Genomic DNA, 20597 nt, shown 5'->3' with positions numbered 1-20597 from the left:
CCAAGCCGTTATGCACTTTCAGCCCATCCTTTAGATTAGATTGCGGCCTGGGTCGCCGTCCCCGCCACCACGTACCAGGTAATGAACAGGCCGCAGATCAGGGCGCTCGGCGGCTGGAGCCGGTTCGCCGCCAGGTAAAGGTCGCGATCACGGCGCAGATGCCGAGCAGCGGCACGAACTGGATGGCGACGATGGTCGACAGCGGCACAAAGCCGGGATCAGGCAGCGGGTTGAACAGCTTTCCCGTTAACCACAGCGTGCCGCATTGTAGCACCACCAGCACGATCCGAAAGCGGAACGCCCGCAAGGCGGCGGCGATGGGTGCAATCGCGGGATAAGGCCGCCAGCTAGAACTTCTCGATCTTAATCTGGCCGCTGGAAAACCGCGCCACAAGATTGCGGCAATGGGGTTCGCCGCACCGTCGAGCCCAAGCCTCCATGCGGTCGATCTCAGGCCGAAGGGCGTCCAAGGCCGCTGTTTGCCAGTGCGCTCTCATCCCGCCAAATGGCAGAGCTTCGGTTTCAGAAACAACGCCGACGAAGGGCAGGAAATCTGCGTCCCATTCATCAAGCTTTGACGCCCACCAGGCCGCAACAATTTTTCGCGCACCTTCGATGTACGTAAGCCTTCCCGCCAACATGTCTTGCGCGGCGTCAAAGATCGCATTCCGGGCTTTCAGGATCTCGGATTCATTCCAGCTCATCCACCACGTATCCTAACCGGCCTCTAGTCCGCATTTCGATGGGGTTCCCATCGATTGTTCCTCACTGCAAGGCGACAGCGCCTTGAAGTTTGACCAAGGTTCAAACAGGGGTACTAACCCCATATTTTGCTTGAGAAATTATCCCAGTCAGGCAATCGAAGGCAGCCTGCGAAGGTTTGTCGAATCCTCCTGATCCTTCAGGAGCTGAATCAGAAAGTGAAGTCGAAAATGTCCGGTTCGGGCACCGATAAAACCAAGTCTGGGTTGGACTTAGCCGGACCCATTGTGATCCTCGTCGAGCCGCAGCTCGGCGAGAATATCGGCATGGCCGCGCGGGCGATGGGCAATTTTGCGCTGTCGCGCCTGCGGATCGTCAATCCGCGCGACGGCTGGCCGAACATCGCGGCGCAACGGGCCGCTGCCGGCGCGGACCAGATTTTGGAACAGGCGCAGTTGTTCGACACGGTAGAGCAGGCGGTCGCCGATCTCACACTGCTGTTCGCGACCACCGCCCGCGCGCATGACCAGGCCAAGCCGGTGGTCGCGCCGGCGCAAGCGGCGGCCGAGATCGTGGCTCATGTCGGAAGTGGCGGCGGGGCCGGTATCCTGTTCGGCCGCGAGCGGTACGGCCTGCAGAACGAGGAGGTGGTGCTTGCCAACCGGATCATCACCTTTCCGGTCAACCCCGGCTTCGCCTCGCTCAATCTGGCGCAGGCGGTGCTGCTGATCGGCTACGAGTGGTTCAAACTGTCGACCGGCGGCGCCCTGCCGTTCGCGATGCCGGAACGCTCCGAGCCGGCCTCGCAGCACCAGATGCAGGCCTTCTTCGACAATCTGGTTCGGGAACTCGACAAGGTCGAATTCCTCCGCCCACGCGAGAAGCGCGAAACCATGCTGGTGAACCTGCGCAACATCTTTACCCGGATGGACCCGACCAAGCAGGACATGCACACTTTGCACGGCGTGGTGATGGCGATCGCGGAGGGACGCAAGGGACCGGCCAAGGGCGGCGTGCTCGACGGCGAACAGGCGACAAGGCTGCGGGCGCTGTTGGCCGAGCACGGGCAGGGGCCGGCGGTGCCTGGCGACAGCTCTACCGTCCGCGGCCTGGCACGGCTGCTTCGCCGCAACCCGACCGATGCCGAGCGCATCCTTTGGCAGGCGCTGACGCGCGACCGCCGCTTCGCCGGCCAGTTCAAGCGCCAGACCCCGGTCGGGCGCCACATTCCGGACTTCGTCTCCTTCGTGCATCGCCTGGCGATCGAACTGGTCAACCCGAACGAGACGGAAACAATTGTCGCCGACCGCGCCGGGCGGAAGGCGTGGCTGGAGGCACGGGATTACCGCGTGATCGAGGTGCGGGTTGCCGATGTCGAGCGGGATCTGGCGACCGAGCTGGAGCGGCTTGAGAAAGCCGTAGGGTGGACAAAGGCGCGTTAGCGCCGTGCCCACCATTTGTCGGCATCGTTGTCTTGAATGGTGGGCACGCTCCGCTTTGCCCACCCTACGGGTCGCTGTCCCTTGGGGCACAAACGGAGTAAGCTTGCAGCGCCCGACCAAGGAGAAGTTCAAGCGGCTGCAGTCCAATCGATAACGCAACGGGAGGTGTGCGATGGCTACATCTGACTGGCGTCTCGAAGGCGAATGGATCAAGAACTGCAATTGCGCGTTTGGCTGTCCGTGCGATTTCAACGCGCGGCCGACCCAAGGCTATTGCAAGGGCCTGGTCGGCATGAGGATCACCAAGGGATATTTCGAGGGCACTAAGCTCGACGGCCTGGTTTTCGCGGCTACCGTCCATTTCCCCGGGGCGCTGCATGAGGGCAACGGCCAGTTACAGCCGATCATCGACGAGCGTGCCACACCCGAACAACGCGAAGCGCTTTTCAAGATCATGTCGGGCCAGAACTCCGCCGAAGGCACGCTGTTTCAGATCCTCAGCCTGATCGTAACCAAGATGCATGACCCGTTGTTTGTGCCCATCGAGTTCTCATTCGACAAGGATGGACGCGTTGCGCGCATGGTGGCCAAGGGCGTGCTGGAGACCGAGGTCGAGCCGATCAAGAATCCGGTGACGGGAGAGCCTCATCGCATTCAGGTCGTGATGCCCGAGGGCTTCGAACATATCTCTGCCGAGATCGCCTCGGCCAACATCCGCTCGACCGGCGCGATTGCGTTCGACACCAAGGGGTCGCACAGCTCGCTGGCAAACGTCGTGCAGACGCCGGAGGGCGTCGCGGCCTGACGCTGCATTGGAGGCGGCCCTTCGACGGGCCGTTTCCGTGGCGGAGGTTAAGTCCATGTCCGGGACCTCTGCGCTTGAACAGACCTTGCGCCACGATCGCCTGATCGTGGCGTTCAGCATGGCTTCAGTGATCGCGTTTGCCTGGGGCTATCTGGCCGCTGGCGCCGGCATCGACATGAGCATGGCCGATATGCCGATGGACCCCGAGCCATGGTCGGCCTCGCAGGCCGCGCTGATGTTTGCGATGTGGTGGGTGATGATGATCGCGATGATGGTGCCGAGCGCCGCGCCAATGGTGCTGCTGTTCACGGCAATCAAGCGCAGGCAGGAGACCGAAAATCCCGTCTTCACGAGCTGGCTTTTTCTCGCCGGCTATCTCCTGATATGGGCCGGCTTTAGCCTGGTCGCGGTCGCGGTGCAGTGGGCATTGGATCAGGCCGGGCTGCTGTCCGGCATGATGGCGAGCACCAGCGCCATGCTTGCCGGGACCATCCTGCTTGCCGCCGGGCTCTACCAGCTCACGCCGATCAAGCGCGCCTGCCTGCGCTACTGCCAGAATCCGGTATTCTTCCTCAGCCGCTATTGGCAACCGGGCGCCATGGGCGCGCTGCGCATGGGCTTTCGGCATGGCAGCTACTGCGTCGGCTGTTGCTGGTTCCTGATGGCGCTGCTGTTCGTTGCCGGCGTGATGAACGTGGTGTGGATCGCGGCGGTGGCGATCTATGTCGCCTTCGAGAAGCTGCTCGCCCGCAGCCCGTGGCTCAGCCGCGCGGCAGGCGTGGGCCTGATTGTGGCCGGCGGGGTGGTGCTGGCGCGCGGTCTGATCGTCACGGCGCCCGCGTCGCTCTGGGGCGTGTACTCATAAAATCAAGACGTCAATGGACTTGGCGATGTCGCTTTACCATCGGTAAGCGGACAGCCAAGGCTGGCCTTCAGCAGTCTGCTTTGTGCCAACTACGGAACTCCCTGCACAGCAGCATCCTCACTCGATCCACCACCTCGGCGAGTTGCTGAATGTGCAGTGGGACATCAAGCCCCGCGTTTTGCGGTCCCGGGTTCTCCAATGACGAAGAGGCCGCCGATGCATGGCGGCCCCTCGACTCCGGTGATGGGGCGTCCGCTATTGCGGCGTGCCCTCGATGGCGAAGGAGCGGAATTTCGCGTATTTGTCGCCGACCTCTCGTAGCTTCTTGTACTCCGGATCATTGCGCCAGGCTTGGAGTTTTTCCATGCTGTCCCAGACTTGGACGACGGCGCGCTTTGGTGTTTGGCCATCAAATCCAGTTATTTGTTTCGCGTTTGCGCCAGCGATTCCTCCAATGGCAAGAAATTTACCGCCGTGTGACTTGATGAGGGCCTGCGCTTTCGGGGCATATTCCTTGCCATAGGCCTCCTGATCCATCACGTCGACTTCCGCGACGAAGTACACGGGCGGCTTCGCTTGCGCGTGCAGCCCCTGGACCGCCGCGGCACCGAGTGCAAGGCCGGCCACCATGGCCAGCCCCATCTTGTATCTCGTATTCATGAGTGATCTCCGCGCTGTTCGATTGAGCCCTAAAAAAGCCCGGCTCACGCAGAAATTTGCCGGCCGAACGGCACTATCGCTGCCCGTTTACCTGCGAAGAACTCGGCACCTCCCGCTTCAAGGCAGCTCGCCGAGAAGCCTAGACCACTTCATTGGCGGGTAAAAGGGAGAAGGGCCCGCTGCGGTGCGGGATTTCAATCTGGCCTAGGTCTGCTCAGGGTCAAAGGCGCAATTCTGGCGTGACCAACGCATATCTGCTTTAGCTCCAAGAGCGGACTATGAGTAGCGCCCTAGCCTGCCTCAGACGGCGACAAGCTCCGCAGGGTTACCGGCGCGCTTCGTCCTCTTCACATTGGAAGGCCCGAACAGGTTGGCCGCCGCAAGCCCCGCGGTATCCGCGACGGCGGGATCGCGCGTGACCATGGCGGCAACGATGGCGCCGTCTATTAACAGCGCGAGTTGATGGGCCAGCACCTGCGGCTCGGCGGCGCCCATCTCAGTGGCGAGCTTTTCGATGTGCGCCAGCACCACCTTCTTGTGGCGCAGCGCGATGTTGCGGAACTGCTTGGCGTCCTTGTCGTGCTCGGCGACCGCATTGATGAAGGGGCAGCCGTAGAAACGCTCCTCGGCGAACCAGCGCTTCAGCGCCGGAAAAATCCGCTTCAGCTTCGCCTGCGCATCGCCGCCGCCATTTTCCATCGCGCCGATGAACCATTCACGCCAGGCCTTGCCTTCGCTTTCCAGTACGGCGTTGACGAGCTTGGTCTTCGATCCGAACAATTTGTAGAGCGTGGTTTTGGCGGTGCCGGCCTCGTCGATGATCGCATCGATGCCGGTGGCGTTGATGCCGTTCTTGCAGAACAGATGCGTCGCCGCGCTGAGCAGGCGGCCGCGCGCGGATTCCTCGTCGCCTGCGGCCGATGCCGCGACAGCTTTCCGCTTGGAAACTGATTTGCCCATGCGCCGCAGTTAATCGGAGCGCGGCACAATCATCAAGCCGCATCTTTGCGCCGAAAATAATCGCAAGCACGCGGCAACTGCTTCGCGCCTGAGCAGCACGGCGCTGACCAATTTCCGGGCAGGCGCACTAAGCGACGAGAGACGTTCGGCTTTTGATTTCGGCCTGATCTGGCACGCTTCATGCAGGAAACAGAACGTTCGGTATCCTACCCAAGGGAGAGAAATGATGACCGCGCTCGCTCAAAAAACGGTGCTCACGGGCTGCCTGGCCCCGATCGACAAAAACGGGCTCGATCAGCTCATCGCCAACGGCAAAGCTAATCCGAAGGTCATCAAGACCTTGAAGTGCAAGACGGTGGCGGAGGGCAAGTTCCGTCACGCCAACTACATCCGCAACCTCGCGCCCTACATCGTCGACGAACCGCCGGGCCTTTTGGGCGACGACACCGCGCCGAACCCGTCGGAGGCATCGCTGGCCGCGCTCGGCTCATGCCTTGCCGTTGGCCTGCACGCCAACGCCGTGCATCGCGGCTGGACCGTCAACAAGCTCGAACTCGAGCTGGAGGGCGACCTCAATATCACGGCGGTGTGGGGCACCGGCGACGTCAGCGAAAAGCCGGTCGGCTTCACCGACGTCCGCGTCAAGGTCGACATGGAATGCGAGGGCATTCCGAAGAGCGAGATCGATGCGCTGGTCGCCCACGTCAAGAAATGGTCGCCGGTCGCCAACACTTTTACGCGGCCGGTCAATCTCGAAGTCAGCGCATAAGCAGTCGCAACAAGCCAGTGGGGTGCGGAGGTTCTCATGGGTTCAGTGGCGGTATCGCGGCTCGCAGTTGCCGAAGATCTCCCCGCGGCATCGATTGTCGATCAGGTCGCGGCGATTGCGCGTAGAGAACTCGCACCCCAGGCCGCGGCCATCGACGAGGGCACCGTCTATCCGGATGCGTTGCTGCGGCGGCTCGGGGACGTCGGCGCGTGGGGCAGTCACCAGCCTGCGGATGGCATGGCGGACCTGCGCTGTGCCATTCAATCGATCGCGGCACTTGGAGAGGTCTGCGGCGCCACCGCCTTCATGGCGTGGTGCCAGAACACGTTGGTCTGGTACGCCTCCAATTCGAACAATCCAAAACTCGTTGCCAAATTCGCCGGCAAGTTTGCCAGCGGCGAGATGCTCGGCGGCACCGGGCTCTCCAACCCGATGAAGAGTTTTTTCGGAATCGAGAAACTCAAACTCAGGGGACGCAAGGTCGAGGGCGGTTACGTCGTGCGCGGCGCGCTGCCCTGGGTGTCGAACCTCGGTCCCGATCATTTCTTCGGCACCATCTTCGAGCGCGAGGACGAGGGCGGCGGTATCGTCATGTTCCTTGCCGATTGCTCCGATCCCGCGATCACGCTGCAGCCATGCAAACCATTTCTCGCGATGGATGGCACCGGCACCTATGCCGTGCAGTTTCGGGACGTCTTCGTGCCGGATGAGCTGATCCTTGCCGAACCGGCGGGACCGTTCGTGAAGAAAATCCGTGCCGGTTTCATCCTGCTGCAGGCCGGCATGGCGCTCGGCCTGATCAGGGACTGCATCCAGATCATGGACGAGGTCGAGGCGCCCTTGAGCCATATCAACCGCTATTTGCCGCAACAGCCTACTCAATTCCGCGAACTCCATGCCGAGTTCGAGAAGGAGACGATGGCGCTGGCGCGCGACCCCTACAATTCCGACGATAGCTACTGGCGCCGCGTCATTGCGCTGCGGCTCCGGCTCGGCGACGCCAGCGTCGCGGCTGCGCATGCGGCGATGCTTCATTGCGGCGCGCGCGGTTATTTGAAGAGCCACCGCGCCCAGCGCCGGCTGCGCGAGGCCTATTTCGTCGCCATCGTCACCCCCGCCACCAAGCAGCTTCGCAAGATGCTGGCCGGCGACGAGCACTAAGGGATTTCCGATCGACCCCAACCAGCAACCACGAACAGGAGAGGCCTGCCATGACGGACGTTCTGATTACTGCCGGCGAACTCGCGGAATTCCTCAAGCAAGAGCCGTGTGTCGTCATCGACACTCGCAATCCCGAGGCTTACGGCGTGGGGCATCTCCCGAACGCCGTCAACGTCCATGAAATCTTCACCTATCTCGCGACCTCGACGCCGGAAGGTATTCACGAACTGAAGACGAAATTCGCCGACGCGTTCGGCGCCGCCGGGCTTTCGGGCAAGGAGACCGCCGTCATCTACGAGCAGTCGATGAATTCCGGCTTCGGGCAGTCCTGCCGCGGCTACTATCTGCTGACCATGCTCGGCTATCCCAAGGTCAAGGTGCTGCATGGCGGTTACGATGCCTGGGCGGCGGCGGGCCTGCCGGTGACCCAGGACGTGCCGTCGCCGGTGAAGGCGTCGTTCTCGGTTCTGCCTGAAGCGGGCGACATCCTGATCGATGCCAAGACCATGCTGGCCGCCGTCGGCAAGCCCGGTATCGCCTTGCTCGATGTGCGCGACATCGACGAGTGGATCGGCGAAAGCTCTTCACCTTACGGGAAGGATTTCTGTCCGCGCAAGGGACGCATCCCCGGCGCCGTCTGGCTTGAGTGGTACCGTATGATGAAGCCGACCGCGGAAGGGCCGCGCTTCAAGTCCAAGAACGAGATTTTGGCGGAATGCGCCACCGTCGGCATCACACAGAATACGCCGGTCTATCTCTACTGCTTCAAAGGCGCGCGCGCCTCGAACACCTTCCTCGCCTTGAAGAACGCCGGCGTGAAGGATGTGCGGATGTATTTCGGCTCCTGGAACGAATGGTCGCGCGATCCCGCGCTGCCGATCGAGGAGGGGCTGCCGATGGAGGCCAAGCTCACCACCAAGGCGGCGTGAGGACGCTTGATGTTTGCAGCCTGATTCGACCGGATCGGGCTGCAACATCGCCAACAGGCGGAACCGCGCCATCGCGCCGCTCTGGCGTTCCCGATCTCCGCTGCGTATAATCGCGGCGCAGTCGGGTGGTCGCGGATGTCGATGTCTTCACGCAAATTCGGTCTCGTATTGGTCGCGGCGACGCTGTGCCTTGGCGCTCGCGCCGCTCACGCCCAGGCCTCGCCGGTGAATTACTGGATCCCGGGCTGGCCGATGGGCTTCAGCGGGGATGCGGGCGAGAGCCCGGACGCATACGGCAACTTTCCGAGCTTCGACTTCCGCGACGCCGGCAACGGCTCGTCCTATGCGCGCTACAATTTTTCGAACGGCTTTTTTGTCGGCAGCCAGCGCAGCAGCATGGGCCTCAGCGGCATCAGCCAGAGTGCGTTCGGCAATTTCGGCTCGATCTATAGTGAAGGCATGCAGGTCGGCTACAGCCTGAAGAACAGCGGCTTGCCCGTCACCTTCTATGCCGGGTTCGATACGTTGAAATACGATACCGGCATCGGCGGCCCGTTCGCGCCGTTCGATTCCAAATCCGGCACGCTGCCGATCTCCAGCGTGAATGCCGGCATCGAATTCCAGCCGACGTCGAATCTCAGCCTGTCGCTCGGCGTCGGCTACGTCCAGCAGTCGGGCCGCCTCGACAGCGAATTCAACTCGCTGCCCGGCGCCTCGTCGTTCGCCGTCGGCGGCCGCCGCTACTAGGCATGTGCTGGTAATCAAGTCTGGTCCGCTTTACTCTCGGAAGGCGATTATCAAGCCAACATTGATGCATGTGGCCTTTGGGCCCAGAAGCGGACAATCGAACTGCGGACGTAGGTTTATCGCTTGACCAAGCCCGCGGCACATTTGGCGTATCTCGACTTCTGTTCGCCCTCAGTTAAAGAAACCATGCGATCTACGCCTAAGGATCGCTCACATTCTCGCAACGCACCGACGACGGCTACGAACTGTAGATAGCCGTCGTCACTGCGTAGAATCAACTTGCGATTTGACCTGACCCCAAAGGCACGAAGGGTTCCATCGATGACACAATCTGTCATGGTTTGAACGTCAAGCTTGCTATCTGCAAATACGATGCTTAGCCCTACTTGACCCGTTTGAGCATTGCCGAACGAATACACGCCACACCCCGACGCCCAAGGCCCCGCCTCCGAGACAATCTTGTACATCTGGTCATCCAAGCCAACTCGTTTCCAAAGCGCAGGGTTCGGCTTGTCTCCAACACTAATTGGGGTATCCACGACAATCGCCAAATTTACGTTAGCCGATGTTTGCTGGTGGGCTACCCCGGCCGCTTTCGATAGGTCCTCTATAAGTGCGCTCACCTCATTCTTCAGCGTGCCTGTGAGACCGACGAGACCGACATTGACCGGTTCTCGCCTTAAGAACAGCTTCGCATTACCTCTAGGATCGCGAAAGAAGTACAAATCCCGCTCAATCCACTTTTGAAGGCCGTTGGGTCCATTGGAGAGAGATGTGCTGTCCTGCGCACGGCATTCTCCAGCTTGAGCAAGGAAAATGACAAGCAATGAAGCGGAAAGTGCCAAGCCCGAACGCACTGCCAGACACTGTTGTGCGATTCTCTTGAAAACGGATTGAGCTGAGCATGCGAGCGAGTCTTGGGCGTTGAGACTAGCAACTCTAACGTGCCGGTTCCTGAATTCGCAAGCCCTCGGTCGCCCAATCCGCTGTGAATGCCCATCAAGCGAAGCTCGGCATAGCTCGGCTTTGGGTCCACAAGCCGCTGATCACGGTTAAGTCGGGTAACCTCCGCCTTGCCGTGGGAAGCCGACGTTTATGAGTACACGCCCTGATTAGCCAGCCAACCCACGCATATTCGTAATCCCCAGCGCCTTGATGCGGGAGGCAAGCGTGGTCGGCTTGATGTCGAGCATCTCGGCGGCGCCGCCGGGGCCGAACACTTTTCCGGAGCAGGCCTGAAGTGCTGCGAGAATATTGGCGCGTTCGTGGGAGCGCATTTCCGATGAGGTCATCACCGCGGGGCGGCTATCTGCTTTCACGCGCGCCGCGCCGGGGGAGGGCGGCGCGCCTGATACATCAGGCAGGTCGATGCGCAGGCGGCCGTTCTGGGCGAGGATCGCCGCGCGCTCGATCACGTTCTGGAGCTCGCGCACATTGCCGGGCCAGTCGTAGCGCGCAAGCCGCCTTGCGTCGCCTTCCGACAACCGCAGCTCGGATTTCAGCGCCTTGCTCTCGCGCGTCAAAAAATGCTGCGCCAGCAGCGGGATGTCCTCGCGCCGCTCGCGCAGCGGTACCGATTCCACCGGAAAGACGTTGAGGCGGAAATAGAGGTCCTCGCGAAACCGGCCGCGTTGCACTTCCTGCTTGAGATCGCGGTTGGTGGCGGCGATCACGCGCACGTCGACCGCGCGGGTGCGCTCTTCGCCGACGCGTTCGAAATTACCCTCCTGCAGCACGCGGAGCAGCTTGCCCTGCAGCTCCAGCGGAATTTCGCCAACCTCGTCGAGAAACAGCGTGCCGCCGTCGGCGAGCTCGAACCGTCCGATGCGGTCGCGCATCGCACCGGTGAAGGCGCCTCTGATATGGCCGAAGAACTCGCTCTCAAAGAGTTCGCGCGGGATCGCCGCGCAGTTGACGCGGATCAGCGGCCGGTCGCGGCGGCTGCTCGCTTCATGAATGGCGCGCGCGATCAATTCCTTGCCGGTGCCGGATTCACCCGTGATCATCACGGCGGCGGTGGTCGGCGCCACCAGCTTGACCTGGCGCAGCGTCTTCTGGATCGCCTCGCTCTGGCCGATGATGCCGCGCGGATTGGTCTCGATGCGGATTTCTTCCTGCAAATAGGCGTTTTCCAGCTCGAGCCGCTCGCGCAAGCGATCGACTTCGGCAAGCGCTGCATGCAGCTTCTCGTCGGCCTCGCGGCGCTGGCTGACGTCGCGAAACACGATGACCGCGCCGACCACCACGCCGCGGTCGCGGATCGGCGTCGAGGTATATTCGACCCAGACCGGCGTGCCGTCCTTGCGCCAGAACACTTCGCCTTCGACCTGGTGCACGGCGCCGTCGCGAAACGCCGCGTAAATCGGGCAGTCGTGATCGGGATAGTGCCGCCCGTCATGATGGGTGTGATGCACGATCGGGTGGATTGCCTTGCCGACCAGTTCTTCCGCGCCCCAGCCCAGCATGCGCTCGGCGGCCGGATTGACGAAGGTGGTCTTGCCCTCGGCGTTGACGCCATAAATGCCTTCGCCGGCGGCGCGCAGGATCAACTGGTTCTCGCGCTCGATATCCTGGAACACCCGTTCGACCCGCTGCCAGGTCGCGATCCCGCCGCGCATGTGGTCTTCGGCCGCCGCGTCGACATAGCGTCGGCGCCGTGCGTCGAGATCGCTCATGGTGAGCAGCACCAGCGAGCGGCCGTCACTCGGCACGAGTGAGCCGGCATATTCCAGGCGCAGGCTTTGCCCCGTCGCGTGGCGCGGGGTGAGCGCGTTGGTCCAGTATGCGCCCTTGTCGAGCACGGCCTGCGTGAACACGATCAGAACAGGCAATTGTCCTGCATGCAGCGTGCTGGCCTTGGTCTGGCGCAGCAAGGCGCGGTCATAGCCGAGCAGGGTGCAGGCCGCCGGATTGGCGTCGAGGATTTGGTCGGCATGGGGATCGAGCAGTAGCGCGGGCTCGATTGCGAATTCGAACGCGGCGGTGCGCAGTTCGACATCCTCTAGTGAGGCGGTTGAGCCGAGGGCCAGATCCATCCGAACGCTACTCCGAAATCTCGTAATTCAGCTACGACATTTCGTGTATCACGAATTTTCGTAGCCGCCAACGTCAGTAGAAACCCTGTGATCTCAGAGCCATCGCCGCAGAACCGGGGCTGGCATGTGCCTTGCTTAATTAGGGTGCAACGTCGCGCAGGAGGGCTGATGTCTACCTTCGACAATCCATTCGATCCCAACCGCCGTCTTCATGCCGGTGGCTGTAGCTGCGGCCAGCATGTCGGCGAAGCCGAGCACCAGGCCGCCCAACTGCAGATCCAGGCCGCCATCGACAGCGAGCAGAAGCGCTACGAAGGCGTAGTCGCCTCCGCCGTAATGCGCGCGATGTTTCCGCAGGACGTCGCGCGACGCGCGTTTTTGAAGTCGGTGGGCGCGGCAACCGCAGCGGCGGCATTATCGCAATTCTTCCCGCTCAAGACGGCGACGGAAGCGTTCGCGCAAGGCGGGCCGCTGGAAAAGAAGGACCTTAAGGTCGGCTTCATCCCGATCACCTGCGCCACGCCGATCATCATGGCCGCGCCGATGGGGTTCTATGCCAAGAATGGCCTGAACGTCGAAGTGATCAAGACCGCCGGCTGGGCCGTCATCCGCGACAAGACCATCAACAAGGAATACGACGCCGCGCACATGCTGTCGCCGATGCCGCTCGCCATCACCATGGGCGCCGGCTCCAATCCGATTCCCTACACCATGCCGGCCGTGGAAAACATCAACGGCCAGGCGATCACGCTGTCGATCAAGCACAAGGACAAGCGCAATCCGAAGGACTGGAAGGGCTTCAAGTTCGCCGTACCCTTCGACTATTCGATGCACAATTACCTGCTGCGCTATTACCTCGCCGAGCACGGCATCGATCCCGATACCGACGTGCAGATCCGCGCGGTGCCGCCGCCGGAAATGGTCGCCAATCTGCGCGCCGACAACATCGACGGCTTTCTCGGGCCCGACCCGATGAACCAGCGCGCGGTGTTTGACGGCGCCGGCTTCATCCACATCCTGACCAAGGATATCTGGGAAGGGCACCCGTGCTGCGCCTTCGCCGCGTCGAAGGAATTCGTCACCACGATGCCGAACACCTATGGCGCCTTGCTCAAATCGATCATTGAAGCCACCGCGTACGCGCACAAGGCGGAGAACCGCAAGGAGATCGCGGCGGCAATCGCGCCGGCGAACTATCTCAACCAGCCGACGATCGTGCTGGAGCAGATCTTGACCGGCACCTTCGCCGACGGGCTCGGCAACATCGTCCAGCAGCCGAACCGCGTCGATTTCGATCCGTTCCCGTGGCAGTCGTTTGCGGTGTGGATCATGACCCAGATGAAGCGCTGGGGCCAGATCAAGGGCGACATCGACTATGCCGGCATCGCCGCACAGGTCTATCTCGCCACCGACGCCGCCAAGCTGATGAAGGAAGCAGGACTGACGCCGCCCGCCGCCACCACCAAGAGTTTTTCGGTGATGGGCAAGACGTTCGATCCTGCGAAGCCCGAGGACTATCTCGCCAGCTTCAAGATCAGGAAGGCGTCGTGATGAGCGATGCTCTCGTGTCCCGGACGCAATGCAGCGCGCAGCACAGCGTGCGGAGCGGTGCGTTGCTGAGCCGGGACCGCCTCACGCGCGGTGGGTCCCGGTTCTGCGGCGCATCACTTCGCTGCGCTTCGTGCTGCACCGCGCCCGGGACACGGAGCTTGTCGTCATGACCTCATCCCTTCGTTTTCGCGCGGCCGTGGTTTCGATCGTGCTATTCGCGGCGTTCCTCGGCATCTGGCATCTCGCCACCCGCTCGACGGGCGCGGTCGGCAACATGTCGCCGGAATACGCCAAGCTGATGGGGCTGACGGCCACCCAAGGCAAATCGGCGATGCCGGGGCCGCTCGATATCGGCGCGAAATTGTGGGAGCACCTCAGGCAACCGTTCTACGACAATGGTCCGAACGACAAGGGCCTCGGCATCCAGCTCGGCTACTCCATCGCCCGCGTCGGCCTCGGCTATTTTCTCGCTGTCATCGTGGCCATTCCGCTCGGCTTCCTGATCGGCATGTCGCCGCTGATCAGCAAGGCGCTAGATCCCTTCATCCAGGTGCTGAAGCCGATTTCGCCGCTGGCCTGGATGCCGCTTGCACTCTACACCATCAAGGATTCTTCGATCTCGGCGATCTTCGTCATCTTCATCTGCTCGGTGTGGCCGATGCTCTTGAACACCGCGTTCGGCGTCGCCGCAGTACGCAAGGAATGGATCAACGTCGCGCGCACGCTGGAAGTCGGCACTGTCAGGCGTGCCTTCACGGTGATCCTGCCCGCGGCGGCACCGACGATCCTCACCGGCATGCGGATTTCGATCGGCATCGCCTGGCTCGTGATCGTCGCGGCCGAGATGCTGGTGGGCGGCACCGGCATTGGCTACTTCGTCTGGAACGAGTGGAACAACCTCTCGATCACCAACGTCATCATCGCCATCCTCATGATCGGCATCGTCGGCATGCTGCTCGACCAGATCCTGGCGCGGTTCACGCGCATGGTCACGTTCCCGGAGTGATGGAGATGACCGACAAATTCATTTCCATCGAGGGCATCGCGCGGCGTTATCCGGGCGCGGGTGGCGGTGAGACCACGATTTTCGAGGATCTCTGGCTGTCGATGAAGCGCGGCGAATTCGGCTGCGTGATCGGCCATTCCGGCTGCGGCAAGACCACGGTGTTGAACATCCTGGCGGGGCTTGACCAACCGAGCGAGGGCGCCGTCATTGTCGACGGGCAGGCCATTGAAGGCACGAGTCTTGATCGCGCCGTGATCTTCCAGAGCCATGCGCTCTTGCCATGGCGCACGGTGCTCGGCAACGTCGCCTATGCCGTGACCTCGAAATGGCGCAACTGGGATCGCGCCAAGGTGAAGGCGCATGCGCAGAAGTTCATCGATCTGGTCGGGCTAACCGGGTCCGAGCACAAGCGGCCGTCGGAACTGTCGGGCGGCATGAAGCAGCGCGTCGGCATTGCACGGGCGCTTTCGATCACGCCGAAGATCATGCTGATGGACGAGCCATTCTCGGCGCTGGACGCGCTGACGCGCGGTACGCTGCAGGACGAGGTGCGGCGCATTTGCCTCGAGACCGGGCAGACGGCGTTCATGATTACCCATGACGTCGATGAGGCGATCTATCTCGCCGACAAGATTTTTCTGATGACCAACGGTCCGGGCGCCGTGCTGGCCGAGATCGTGGAAAATCCGCTGCCGAAGGATCGCGGCCGCATCGATCTGCACCGCCATCCGCTCTATTACGCGGTGCGCAATCACATCGTCGATTTCCTGGTCAGCCGCAGCAAGACGTTTGCTGCCACCGTGACTGATCATGATCCGCGCAACGTGCCGGTCGTGCGGCCGGGCAAGCCGGAACTGGTAGTGGCTGCCGAGGCGGAGGATTCGATTGAGGCGTCGTGGCCGAGCGTGGCCCGGCCATCCACGTCTGCATAGACACAGCAAAAACATGGATGCCCGGGACAAGCCCGGGCATGACGAGTACACAAGGAGATAGGCATGAAGCGCGAAGACCTCACCGAAAAGCTGCTCGACATCAAGCGCGAGAAGGGCTGGAGCTGGAAACACATCTGCGAAAAGATTGGCGGCTATTCGGAAGTGCTGATCGTCGGCGCCATCATGGGCCAGATGAAGCTGACGAAGCCGCAAGCCGCCAATGCCGGCGAATTGTTCGGGCTGTCGAAAGCGGAAGTAGCGATGCTCAACGAGGTGCCGATGCGCGGCACCGGCACGCCGATGCCGCCGACCGATCCCTTGATCTACCGCTTCTTCGAAATGGTGATGGTCAACGGCCCGGCGTGGAAGGCGCTGATCGAAGAGGAATTCGGCGACGGCATCATGTCGGCGATCGATTTCGACATGGCGATCGACCGCGTCGCCCATCCCAAGGGCGACCGGGTCAAGATCACGATGTCCGGCAAATTCCTGCCGTACAAATATTACGGCGCGAGTGGGAACGTGCCGGAGTATGGGTTTAAGGAGGAGTGACGTTACCGCCGCCCCGCGGCGGTAACGTCATTCCGGACGACGCGAAGCGGCGATCCGGAATCTCGAGATTCCGGGTCTGGTCCTTGCGGACCATCCCGGAATGACGGCGGAGAGACCTATTACCCGAAGGCCGCCCGCACCTCTGCGATCGGCGCCATCTCGCGCACAAACGTGAACGCGCCGCGCTCCTTCATCTCGCGGGCGCACTTCAAGAACGCCGCCAGCGCGTAGCGCGCCATCGCGCCGCCAACGCTGATGCGCTTGACGCCGGCCTCGGCGAGTTGCGGGACGGTCAGCGTCGGATCGGCAAATCCCATCACCAGGTTGAACGGCTTGCCGACCGACGACACCACGGCGCGGATCGTGCCGATGTCGTAGAGGCCGGGGGAATACAGGACATCAGCGCCAACGGCCTCGAACGCCTGCAGACGCTTGATGGTGTCGTCGAGATCCTTGCGGCCGTGCAGGAAATTCTCCGCCCGCGCGGTCAGCGTGAACGGGAAGGGCAGTGCGCGCGCCGCCTCGACCGCCGCCTGCACCCGCTCTACCGCGAGCGAGAAATCGTAGATCGGCTTCTCCGGATCGCCGGAAAAATCCTCGATCGAGCCGCCGACGCAGCCTGCTTCAGCCGCGCGTGCGATCGTCTTCGCCGCGGTCTTCGGATCATCGGCGCCGCAGTTTTCCAGATCGGCGTTGACGGGAAGGTCGGTTGCTTCCGCAATCGCCCGGCAGTTCTCGAGGATGGCGTCCAAGCTCACGGTCGCGCTGCCGAGCGTATTGGCAAGCCCCAGGCTCGTGGTCGCGAGCGCCTCAAAGCCCATCGCTGCGAGCAGCTTTGCGGTGCCGGCGTCCCAGGGATTGGGGATGATGAACGCGCCGGGCCGCGCATGCAGCGCGCGAAACGCCTCGGCTTTTTCCGTCTGACTTCGCATCGGCAATCTCCGCTTCGTTTGTTGGTCGGGTCTGGTTGGCGGCGAAACTAGCGGGCTATCTGCCATCAGCCAAATTTGTTATTTCTCTAGGCATCATCAGCTTTTTGCATGGACGAAACATGGACAGCGATGCGCTTCTCACCTTCCTGACCATTCATCGCCGCGGCGGCATTTCGAATGCCGCGAAAGCGCTGCACCGCTCGCAGCCGGCGATTTCGCGGCGCATTGCGCTGCTGGAGCAGGAGCTCGGCGTGCCGCTGTTCGAGCGGATCGCGGGGCGCACCATGCTCAGCGATGCGGGGCGGGTGCTAGTGCCTTACGCCGAGCGTGCGGTGGCGGCGACGCAGGATGCGGAGAATGCGGTGCGCGCGCTGGCGCGGCCGGATTCGGGACCGGTCGCGCTCGCTGTCGTCGGCACGCTTGCCGGCGGGCGGCTGTCGGCGGTTCTCAGGCGGTTTGCTGCCGAGCATCCCGAGGTCGAATTGTCCTTGCGCACGGCGACCAGCGCGGAGGTCAGCGACATGGTCCGCCGCGGCGAGGTGACCATCGGCCTGCGTTATGACCGCGACCCTTCGCGCGACCTCGACTGCGAATTGCTGCTCTCCGAACGGCTGCAGGTCGTATGCGCCCTCGATCATCCGCGCGCCGGCCGCCGGATCGCAAAGCTCGCCGATCTGCGCGGCGAGCGCTGGATCGCATTTCCGGTCGTACCGGGACGGCGCGAGATCACGGCCGCGCATGTCTTTGCGCTGTTCCAGACCCACGGCCTCGGCGAAATCGACTGGACGCCAGTCGACAGCCTGACCGCGCAGAAGCGCCTGGTCGAAGCCGGCCTTGGCATTGCGCTGTTATCGGAGAGCAACGCTGCAGAGGAACTGCGACACAAGACGATTTCGACAATCGCCGTGCGCGATCTCAAGGCGAGCCACGACGTCGTCGCGATACGCGCCGCGGCGGATTTCTGAGCGCGGCGGCGCGGCGATTGATGGAGATCGTGCGCAGAGAATATCGCGGCACGAAGGCGTTCGGATGTTAGCACCGTCATTCCGGGATGGTCCGAAGGACCAGACCCGGAATCTCGAGATTCCCCGATGCGCAATTGCGCATCTGAGATCGCCGCTTCGCGTCGTCCGGAATGACGGTGAGGTGTCAGTTCCCCGCCTTCACCTGGGCGGCGGCAACCGCGATCAGTTCGTCCATCTTGATGCGAACTTCCTGCGCGGTGACGGCGACGCCCTTGGCGGTAAGATCCTTCACCACCTTGTCCTGGACGTCCTTGTCGCCGGCCTGCTCGAAATCGGCCGCGACCACTTCCTTGGAATAGGCGGTGGCGGCATCGCCCGACAGCCCGAGCTTTTCCGCTGCCCAAAGACCGAGCAGCTTGTTGCGGCGTACCTCAGCCTTGAACTTCTGCTCCTCGTCGAGGGCGAATTTCTTCTCAAAACCTTCCTCGCGCTTGTCGAAAGTGGTCATTCTTCGGTTCCAATCCCCGCAAACGGTAAATAAGGCCGCGTTGTCGCGGCCCGATGGACTACCTAGATAGAGGGGGCGAATCGGTAAAACAACGGTCCGTTAAGCCGCAGGCAATCGGGATAAGTTGGGCCCAATCGGGCCGGGTCGATTGTGCTGGATGGGCCAATCGGATAGGTTGCCATCAGGCTAGGTTCTTGTTCTGTTTCCGGTCGCTTAAGTTCAGGACGCCGTTAGGTTCAAGACCTGGCCTTCACGGCAGCTCCGTCGTGGTCGCAAACCCTTGTCATCCGGAGCACACCAATTTCATGGATTTCAACAAAACACGGTACATCCCAATGAGCCGTCGACGCCGTATTTATGAAGGCAAGGCCAAGGTCCTGTATGAAGGTCCGGAGCCGGGAACCCTGATCCAGCACTTCAAGGATGATGCGACCGCGTTCAATGCCAAGAAACACCAGGTGATCGAGGGCAAGGGCGTCCTCAACAACCGGATTTCGGAGTACCTGTTTCAGCACCTCAACGACATTGGGGTGCCGACCCATTTCATCCGCCGCCTCAATATGCGCGAGCAGTTGATTCGCGAGGTCGAGATCGTGCCGCTGGAGGTGGTGGTGCGGAACGTCGCGGCCGGTTCGCTGTCGCAGCGCCTCGGCATCGAGGAGGGCACCCAACTGCCGCGCTCGATCATCGAATTCTATTACAAGAACGACCAGCTCAACGACCCCATGGTGTCGGAAGAGCACATCACCGCGTTCGGCTGGGCGACGCCGCAGGAAATCGACGACATCATGGCGCTCGCCATCCGCGTCAACGACTTCCTCACCGGACTGTTCCTGGGGATCGGCATCCGCCTGGTCGATTTCAAGATGGAATGCGGCCGCCTGTTCGAGAACGAGATGATGCGGATCATCGTCGCCGACGAAATCTCGCCCGACTCATGCCGGCTGTGGGATATCAAGTCGAACGAGAAGCTCGACAAGGACCGTTTCCGCCGTGATCTCGGCGGCTTGCTTGAAGCCTATACCGAGGTGGCGAAACGTCTGGGCATTCTGATGGAGAACGAGCGCCCGGCCGGTTCGGGTCCGGTGCTGGTAAAGAGCTGAGAAGAACTGGGGCAAATCTCGTGAAGGCACGCGTTACCGTTACGTTGAAGTCCGGCATCCTCGATCCGCAGGGCAAGGCCATCGAAGGCGCGCTGAAATCGCTCGGCGTCGATGGCGTCGCCAGCGTTCGCCAGGGCAAGGTGTTCGACATCGAACTCTCAGGCTCGGACAAGGCCAAGGCAGAGGCGGCATTGAAGGATGCCGCCGACAAGCTGTTGGCGAATACGGTGATCGAGAATTACAGGGTCGAACTGCTCTAGGCGCGCATTCATGAAATCAGCCGTTCTCGTCTTTCCCGGAATCAACCGCGAACGCGACATGGCGCGCGCGCTCAAGCTCGTCTCCGGTGAGGAGGCGGCGATGGTCTGGCACGCCGACACCGCGCTGCCCAAGGGCACCGATTTGGTGGTCGTGCCCGGCGGGTTTTCCTATGGCGATTACCTGCGCTGCGGCGCCATTGCCGCGCGCGCGCCGGTCATGGACGCGGTGCGCAAATATGCCGCCGATGGTGGGCTCGTGCTCGGCGTCTGCAACGGTTTTCAGATCCTGTGCGAAGCCGGCTTGCTGCCCGGCGTCTTGATGCGCAATGCGCGGCTGAAATTCGTCTGCAGGGACGTGCATCTGCGGGTCGAGCGCTCCGACACTCCGTTCACGCGTGGCTACAATGCCGGCCAGGTCATCCGCGTGCCGGTCGCGCATGGCGAAGGCAATTACGAGGCCGATGAAGAGACCGTGAAGCGGCTCGAGGGCGAGGGGCGGGTGCTCTACCGCTATTGCTCCGCCGAGGGCATCGTCGACGAGGAGTCCAACATCAACGGCGCCGCGCAGTCGATCGCCGGCATCGTCAACGAGCGCGGCAACGTGCTCGGCATGATGCCGCACCCGGAAAACCACGTCGAAGACATCATGGGCTGCACCGACGGCCGCGGCCTGTTCGCGGGCCTTGCCGCGCATCTGCAAAAAGCCGCGTGAG

Annotated in this window: 23 protein-coding genes; 15 read left to right on the top strand and 8 right to left on the bottom strand. The window is 62.2% G+C overall.

The annotated features are described in order from the left end of the window. Positions 1-97: 97 nt before the first annotated feature. The gene (locus V1277_RS03050; RefSeq protein WP_334414960.1) at positions 98-307 is read right to left on the bottom strand and encodes a hypothetical protein; all 210 of its coding nucleotides are present in this window, start codon (positions 305-307) and stop codon (positions 98-100) included. A gap of 40 nt (positions 308-347) precedes the next feature. After that, positions 348-704 carry a hypothetical protein gene (locus V1277_RS03045; RefSeq protein WP_334414959.1) on the bottom strand — a complete coding sequence of 119 codons (357 nt, stop codon included), beginning with the start codon at positions 702-704 and terminating at the stop codon, positions 348-350. A 228-nt stretch (positions 705-932) separates the two neighbouring features. Between V1277_RS03045 and V1277_RS03040 the strand changes: the two genes are divergently transcribed. The 3 genes from V1277_RS03040 (at position 933) to V1277_RS03030 (ending at position 3814) form a co-directional block, all read left to right on the top strand. After that, positions 933-2144 carry a TrmJ/YjtD family RNA methyltransferase gene (locus V1277_RS03040; RefSeq protein WP_334414958.1) on the top strand — a complete coding sequence of 404 codons (1212 nt, stop codon included), beginning with the start codon at positions 933-935 and terminating at the stop codon, positions 2142-2144. A 172-nt stretch (positions 2145-2316) separates the two neighbouring features. Then, positions 2317-2949, top strand: a complete 633-nt coding sequence (locus V1277_RS03035; RefSeq protein ID WP_334414957.1) for a DUF1326 domain-containing protein — start codon at positions 2317-2319, stop codon at positions 2947-2949. Positions 2950-3004: 55 nt separating this feature from the next. Beyond that, complete coding sequence (locus tag V1277_RS03030) at positions 3005-3814, top strand: DUF2182 domain-containing protein (protein ID WP_334414956.1); 810 nt, start codon at positions 3005-3007, stop codon at positions 3812-3814. 255 nt (positions 3815-4069) lie between these two features. Here the strand turns inward: V1277_RS03030 and V1277_RS03025 are convergent, their stop codons facing one another. Further along, on the bottom strand, positions 4070-4474 hold the full coding sequence (locus V1277_RS03025; RefSeq protein WP_334414955.1) for a DUF1330 domain-containing protein: 405 nt from the start codon (positions 4472-4474) through the stop codon (positions 4070-4072). Between the two features lie 300 nt (positions 4475-4774). Next, the gene (locus tag V1277_RS03020) at positions 4775-5434 is read right to left on the bottom strand and encodes a TetR/AcrR family transcriptional regulator (RefSeq protein ID WP_334414954.1); all 660 of its coding nucleotides are present in this window, start codon (positions 5432-5434) and stop codon (positions 4775-4777) included. A gap of 226 nt (positions 5435-5660) precedes the next feature. On the opposite strand from V1277_RS03020, the gene V1277_RS03015 reads away from it, so the two are divergent. The 4 genes from V1277_RS03015 (at position 5661) to V1277_RS03000 (ending at position 9040) form a co-directional block, all read left to right on the top strand. After that, positions 5661-6203 (top strand): OsmC family protein, encoded by a 543-nt coding sequence (locus tag V1277_RS03015; RefSeq protein ID WP_334414953.1) that lies wholly within the window; start codon positions 5661-5663, stop codon positions 6201-6203. 36 nt (positions 6204-6239) lie between these two features. Then, positions 6240-7364, top strand: coding sequence for an acyl-CoA dehydrogenase family protein (locus V1277_RS03010; RefSeq protein ID WP_334414952.1), 1125 nt, complete (start codon positions 6240-6242; stop codon positions 7362-7364). 50 nt (positions 7365-7414) lie between these two features. After that, complete coding sequence (locus V1277_RS03005) at positions 7415-8293, top strand: sulfurtransferase (RefSeq protein ID WP_334414951.1); 879 nt, start codon at positions 7415-7417, stop codon at positions 8291-8293. Between the two features lie 135 nt (positions 8294-8428). After that, positions 8429-9040, top strand: a complete 612-nt coding sequence (locus V1277_RS03000; RefSeq protein ID WP_334414950.1) for a hypothetical protein — start codon at positions 8429-8431, stop codon at positions 9038-9040. A 116-nt stretch (positions 9041-9156) separates the two neighbouring features. Here the strand turns inward: V1277_RS03000 and V1277_RS02995 are convergent, their stop codons facing one another. Further along, positions 9157-9885, bottom strand: a complete 729-nt coding sequence (locus tag V1277_RS02995) for a hypothetical protein (RefSeq protein ID WP_334414949.1) — start codon at positions 9883-9885, stop codon at positions 9157-9159. Positions 9886-10152: 267 nt separating this feature from the next. Next, positions 10153-12075: a sigma 54-interacting transcriptional regulator gene (locus V1277_RS02990; protein ID WP_334414948.1), complete on the bottom strand. Its 1923-nt coding sequence runs from the start codon at positions 12073-12075 to the stop codon at positions 10153-10155. 168 nt (positions 12076-12243) lie between these two features. On the opposite strand from V1277_RS02990, the gene V1277_RS02985 reads away from it, so the two are divergent. The 4 genes from V1277_RS02985 to cynS all read left to right on the top strand — a co-directional run bounded on the left by V1277_RS02985 (position 12244) and on the right by cynS (position 16116). Beyond that, positions 12244-13626: a CmpA/NrtA family ABC transporter substrate-binding protein gene (locus V1277_RS02985; protein WP_334414947.1), complete on the top strand. Its 1383-nt coding sequence runs from the start codon at positions 12244-12246 to the stop codon at positions 13624-13626. 166 nt (positions 13627-13792) lie between these two features. Further along, a complete protein-coding gene (gene ntrB, locus V1277_RS02980) occupies positions 13793-14632 on the top strand; it encodes a nitrate ABC transporter permease (RefSeq protein ID WP_334414946.1) in 840 nt (279 codons plus the stop codon). Positions 14633-14637: 5 nt separating this feature from the next. Beyond that, complete coding sequence (locus tag V1277_RS02975) at positions 14638-15564, top strand: ABC transporter ATP-binding protein (protein ID WP_334414945.1); 927 nt, start codon at positions 14638-14640, stop codon at positions 15562-15564. 63 nt (positions 15565-15627) lie between these two features. Further along, positions 15628-16116: a cyanase gene (gene cynS, locus V1277_RS02970; protein WP_334414944.1), complete on the top strand. Its 489-nt coding sequence runs from the start codon at positions 15628-15630 to the stop codon at positions 16114-16116. Positions 16117-16235: 119 nt separating this feature from the next. Here cynS and V1277_RS02965 read toward each other — a convergent pair whose 3' ends face one another. Further along, positions 16236-17048 (bottom strand): isocitrate lyase/PEP mutase family protein, encoded by an 813-nt coding sequence (locus tag V1277_RS02965; protein ID WP_334414943.1) that lies wholly within the window; start codon positions 17046-17048, stop codon positions 16236-16238. A 119-nt stretch (positions 17049-17167) separates the two neighbouring features. Here V1277_RS02965 and V1277_RS02960 point away from each other — a divergent pair, with 119 nt between their 5' ends. Further along, the gene (locus tag V1277_RS02960; RefSeq protein ID WP_334414942.1) at positions 17168-18013 is read left to right on the top strand and encodes a LysR family transcriptional regulator; all 846 of its coding nucleotides are present in this window, start codon (positions 17168-17170) and stop codon (positions 18011-18013) included. Positions 18014-18197: 184 nt separating this feature from the next. On the opposite strand, the gene V1277_RS02955 is transcribed toward V1277_RS02960, so the two are convergent. Next, positions 18198-18521 carry a DUF1476 domain-containing protein gene (locus tag V1277_RS02955; RefSeq protein ID WP_028349991.1) on the bottom strand — a complete coding sequence of 108 codons (324 nt, stop codon included), beginning with the start codon at positions 18519-18521 and terminating at the stop codon, positions 18198-18200. A gap of 335 nt (positions 18522-18856) precedes the next feature. Here V1277_RS02955 and purC point away from each other — a divergent pair, with 335 nt between their 5' ends. The 3 genes from purC to purQ are packed head-to-tail and all read left to right on the top strand — an operon-like array spanning position 18857 to position 20596. Then, the gene (purC, locus tag V1277_RS02950; RefSeq protein ID WP_008974302.1) at positions 18857-19624 is read left to right on the top strand and encodes a phosphoribosylaminoimidazolesuccinocarboxamide synthase; all 768 of its coding nucleotides are present in this window, start codon (positions 18857-18859) and stop codon (positions 19622-19624) included. A 20-nt stretch (positions 19625-19644) separates the two neighbouring features. Then, complete coding sequence (gene purS / locus V1277_RS02945; protein WP_028349990.1) at positions 19645-19884, top strand: phosphoribosylformylglycinamidine synthase subunit PurS; 240 nt, start codon at positions 19645-19647, stop codon at positions 19882-19884. A 10-nt stretch (positions 19885-19894) separates the two neighbouring features. Continuing rightward, the gene (purQ, locus tag V1277_RS02940) at positions 19895-20596 is read left to right on the top strand and encodes a phosphoribosylformylglycinamidine synthase subunit PurQ (protein ID WP_334414941.1); all 702 of its coding nucleotides are present in this window, start codon (positions 19895-19897) and stop codon (positions 20594-20596) included. The last annotated feature ends 1 nt before the right edge of the window (position 20597 follow it).

Origin of the sequence: Bradyrhizobium sp. AZCC 1588, assembly GCF_036924735.1 — a bacterium.
GTDB lineage: Bacteria > Pseudomonadota > Alphaproteobacteria > Rhizobiales > Xanthobacteraceae > Bradyrhizobium.
Note: the sequence above shows the minus strand (reverse complement) of the source record. Positions and strands in the feature narration are given on the sequence as shown.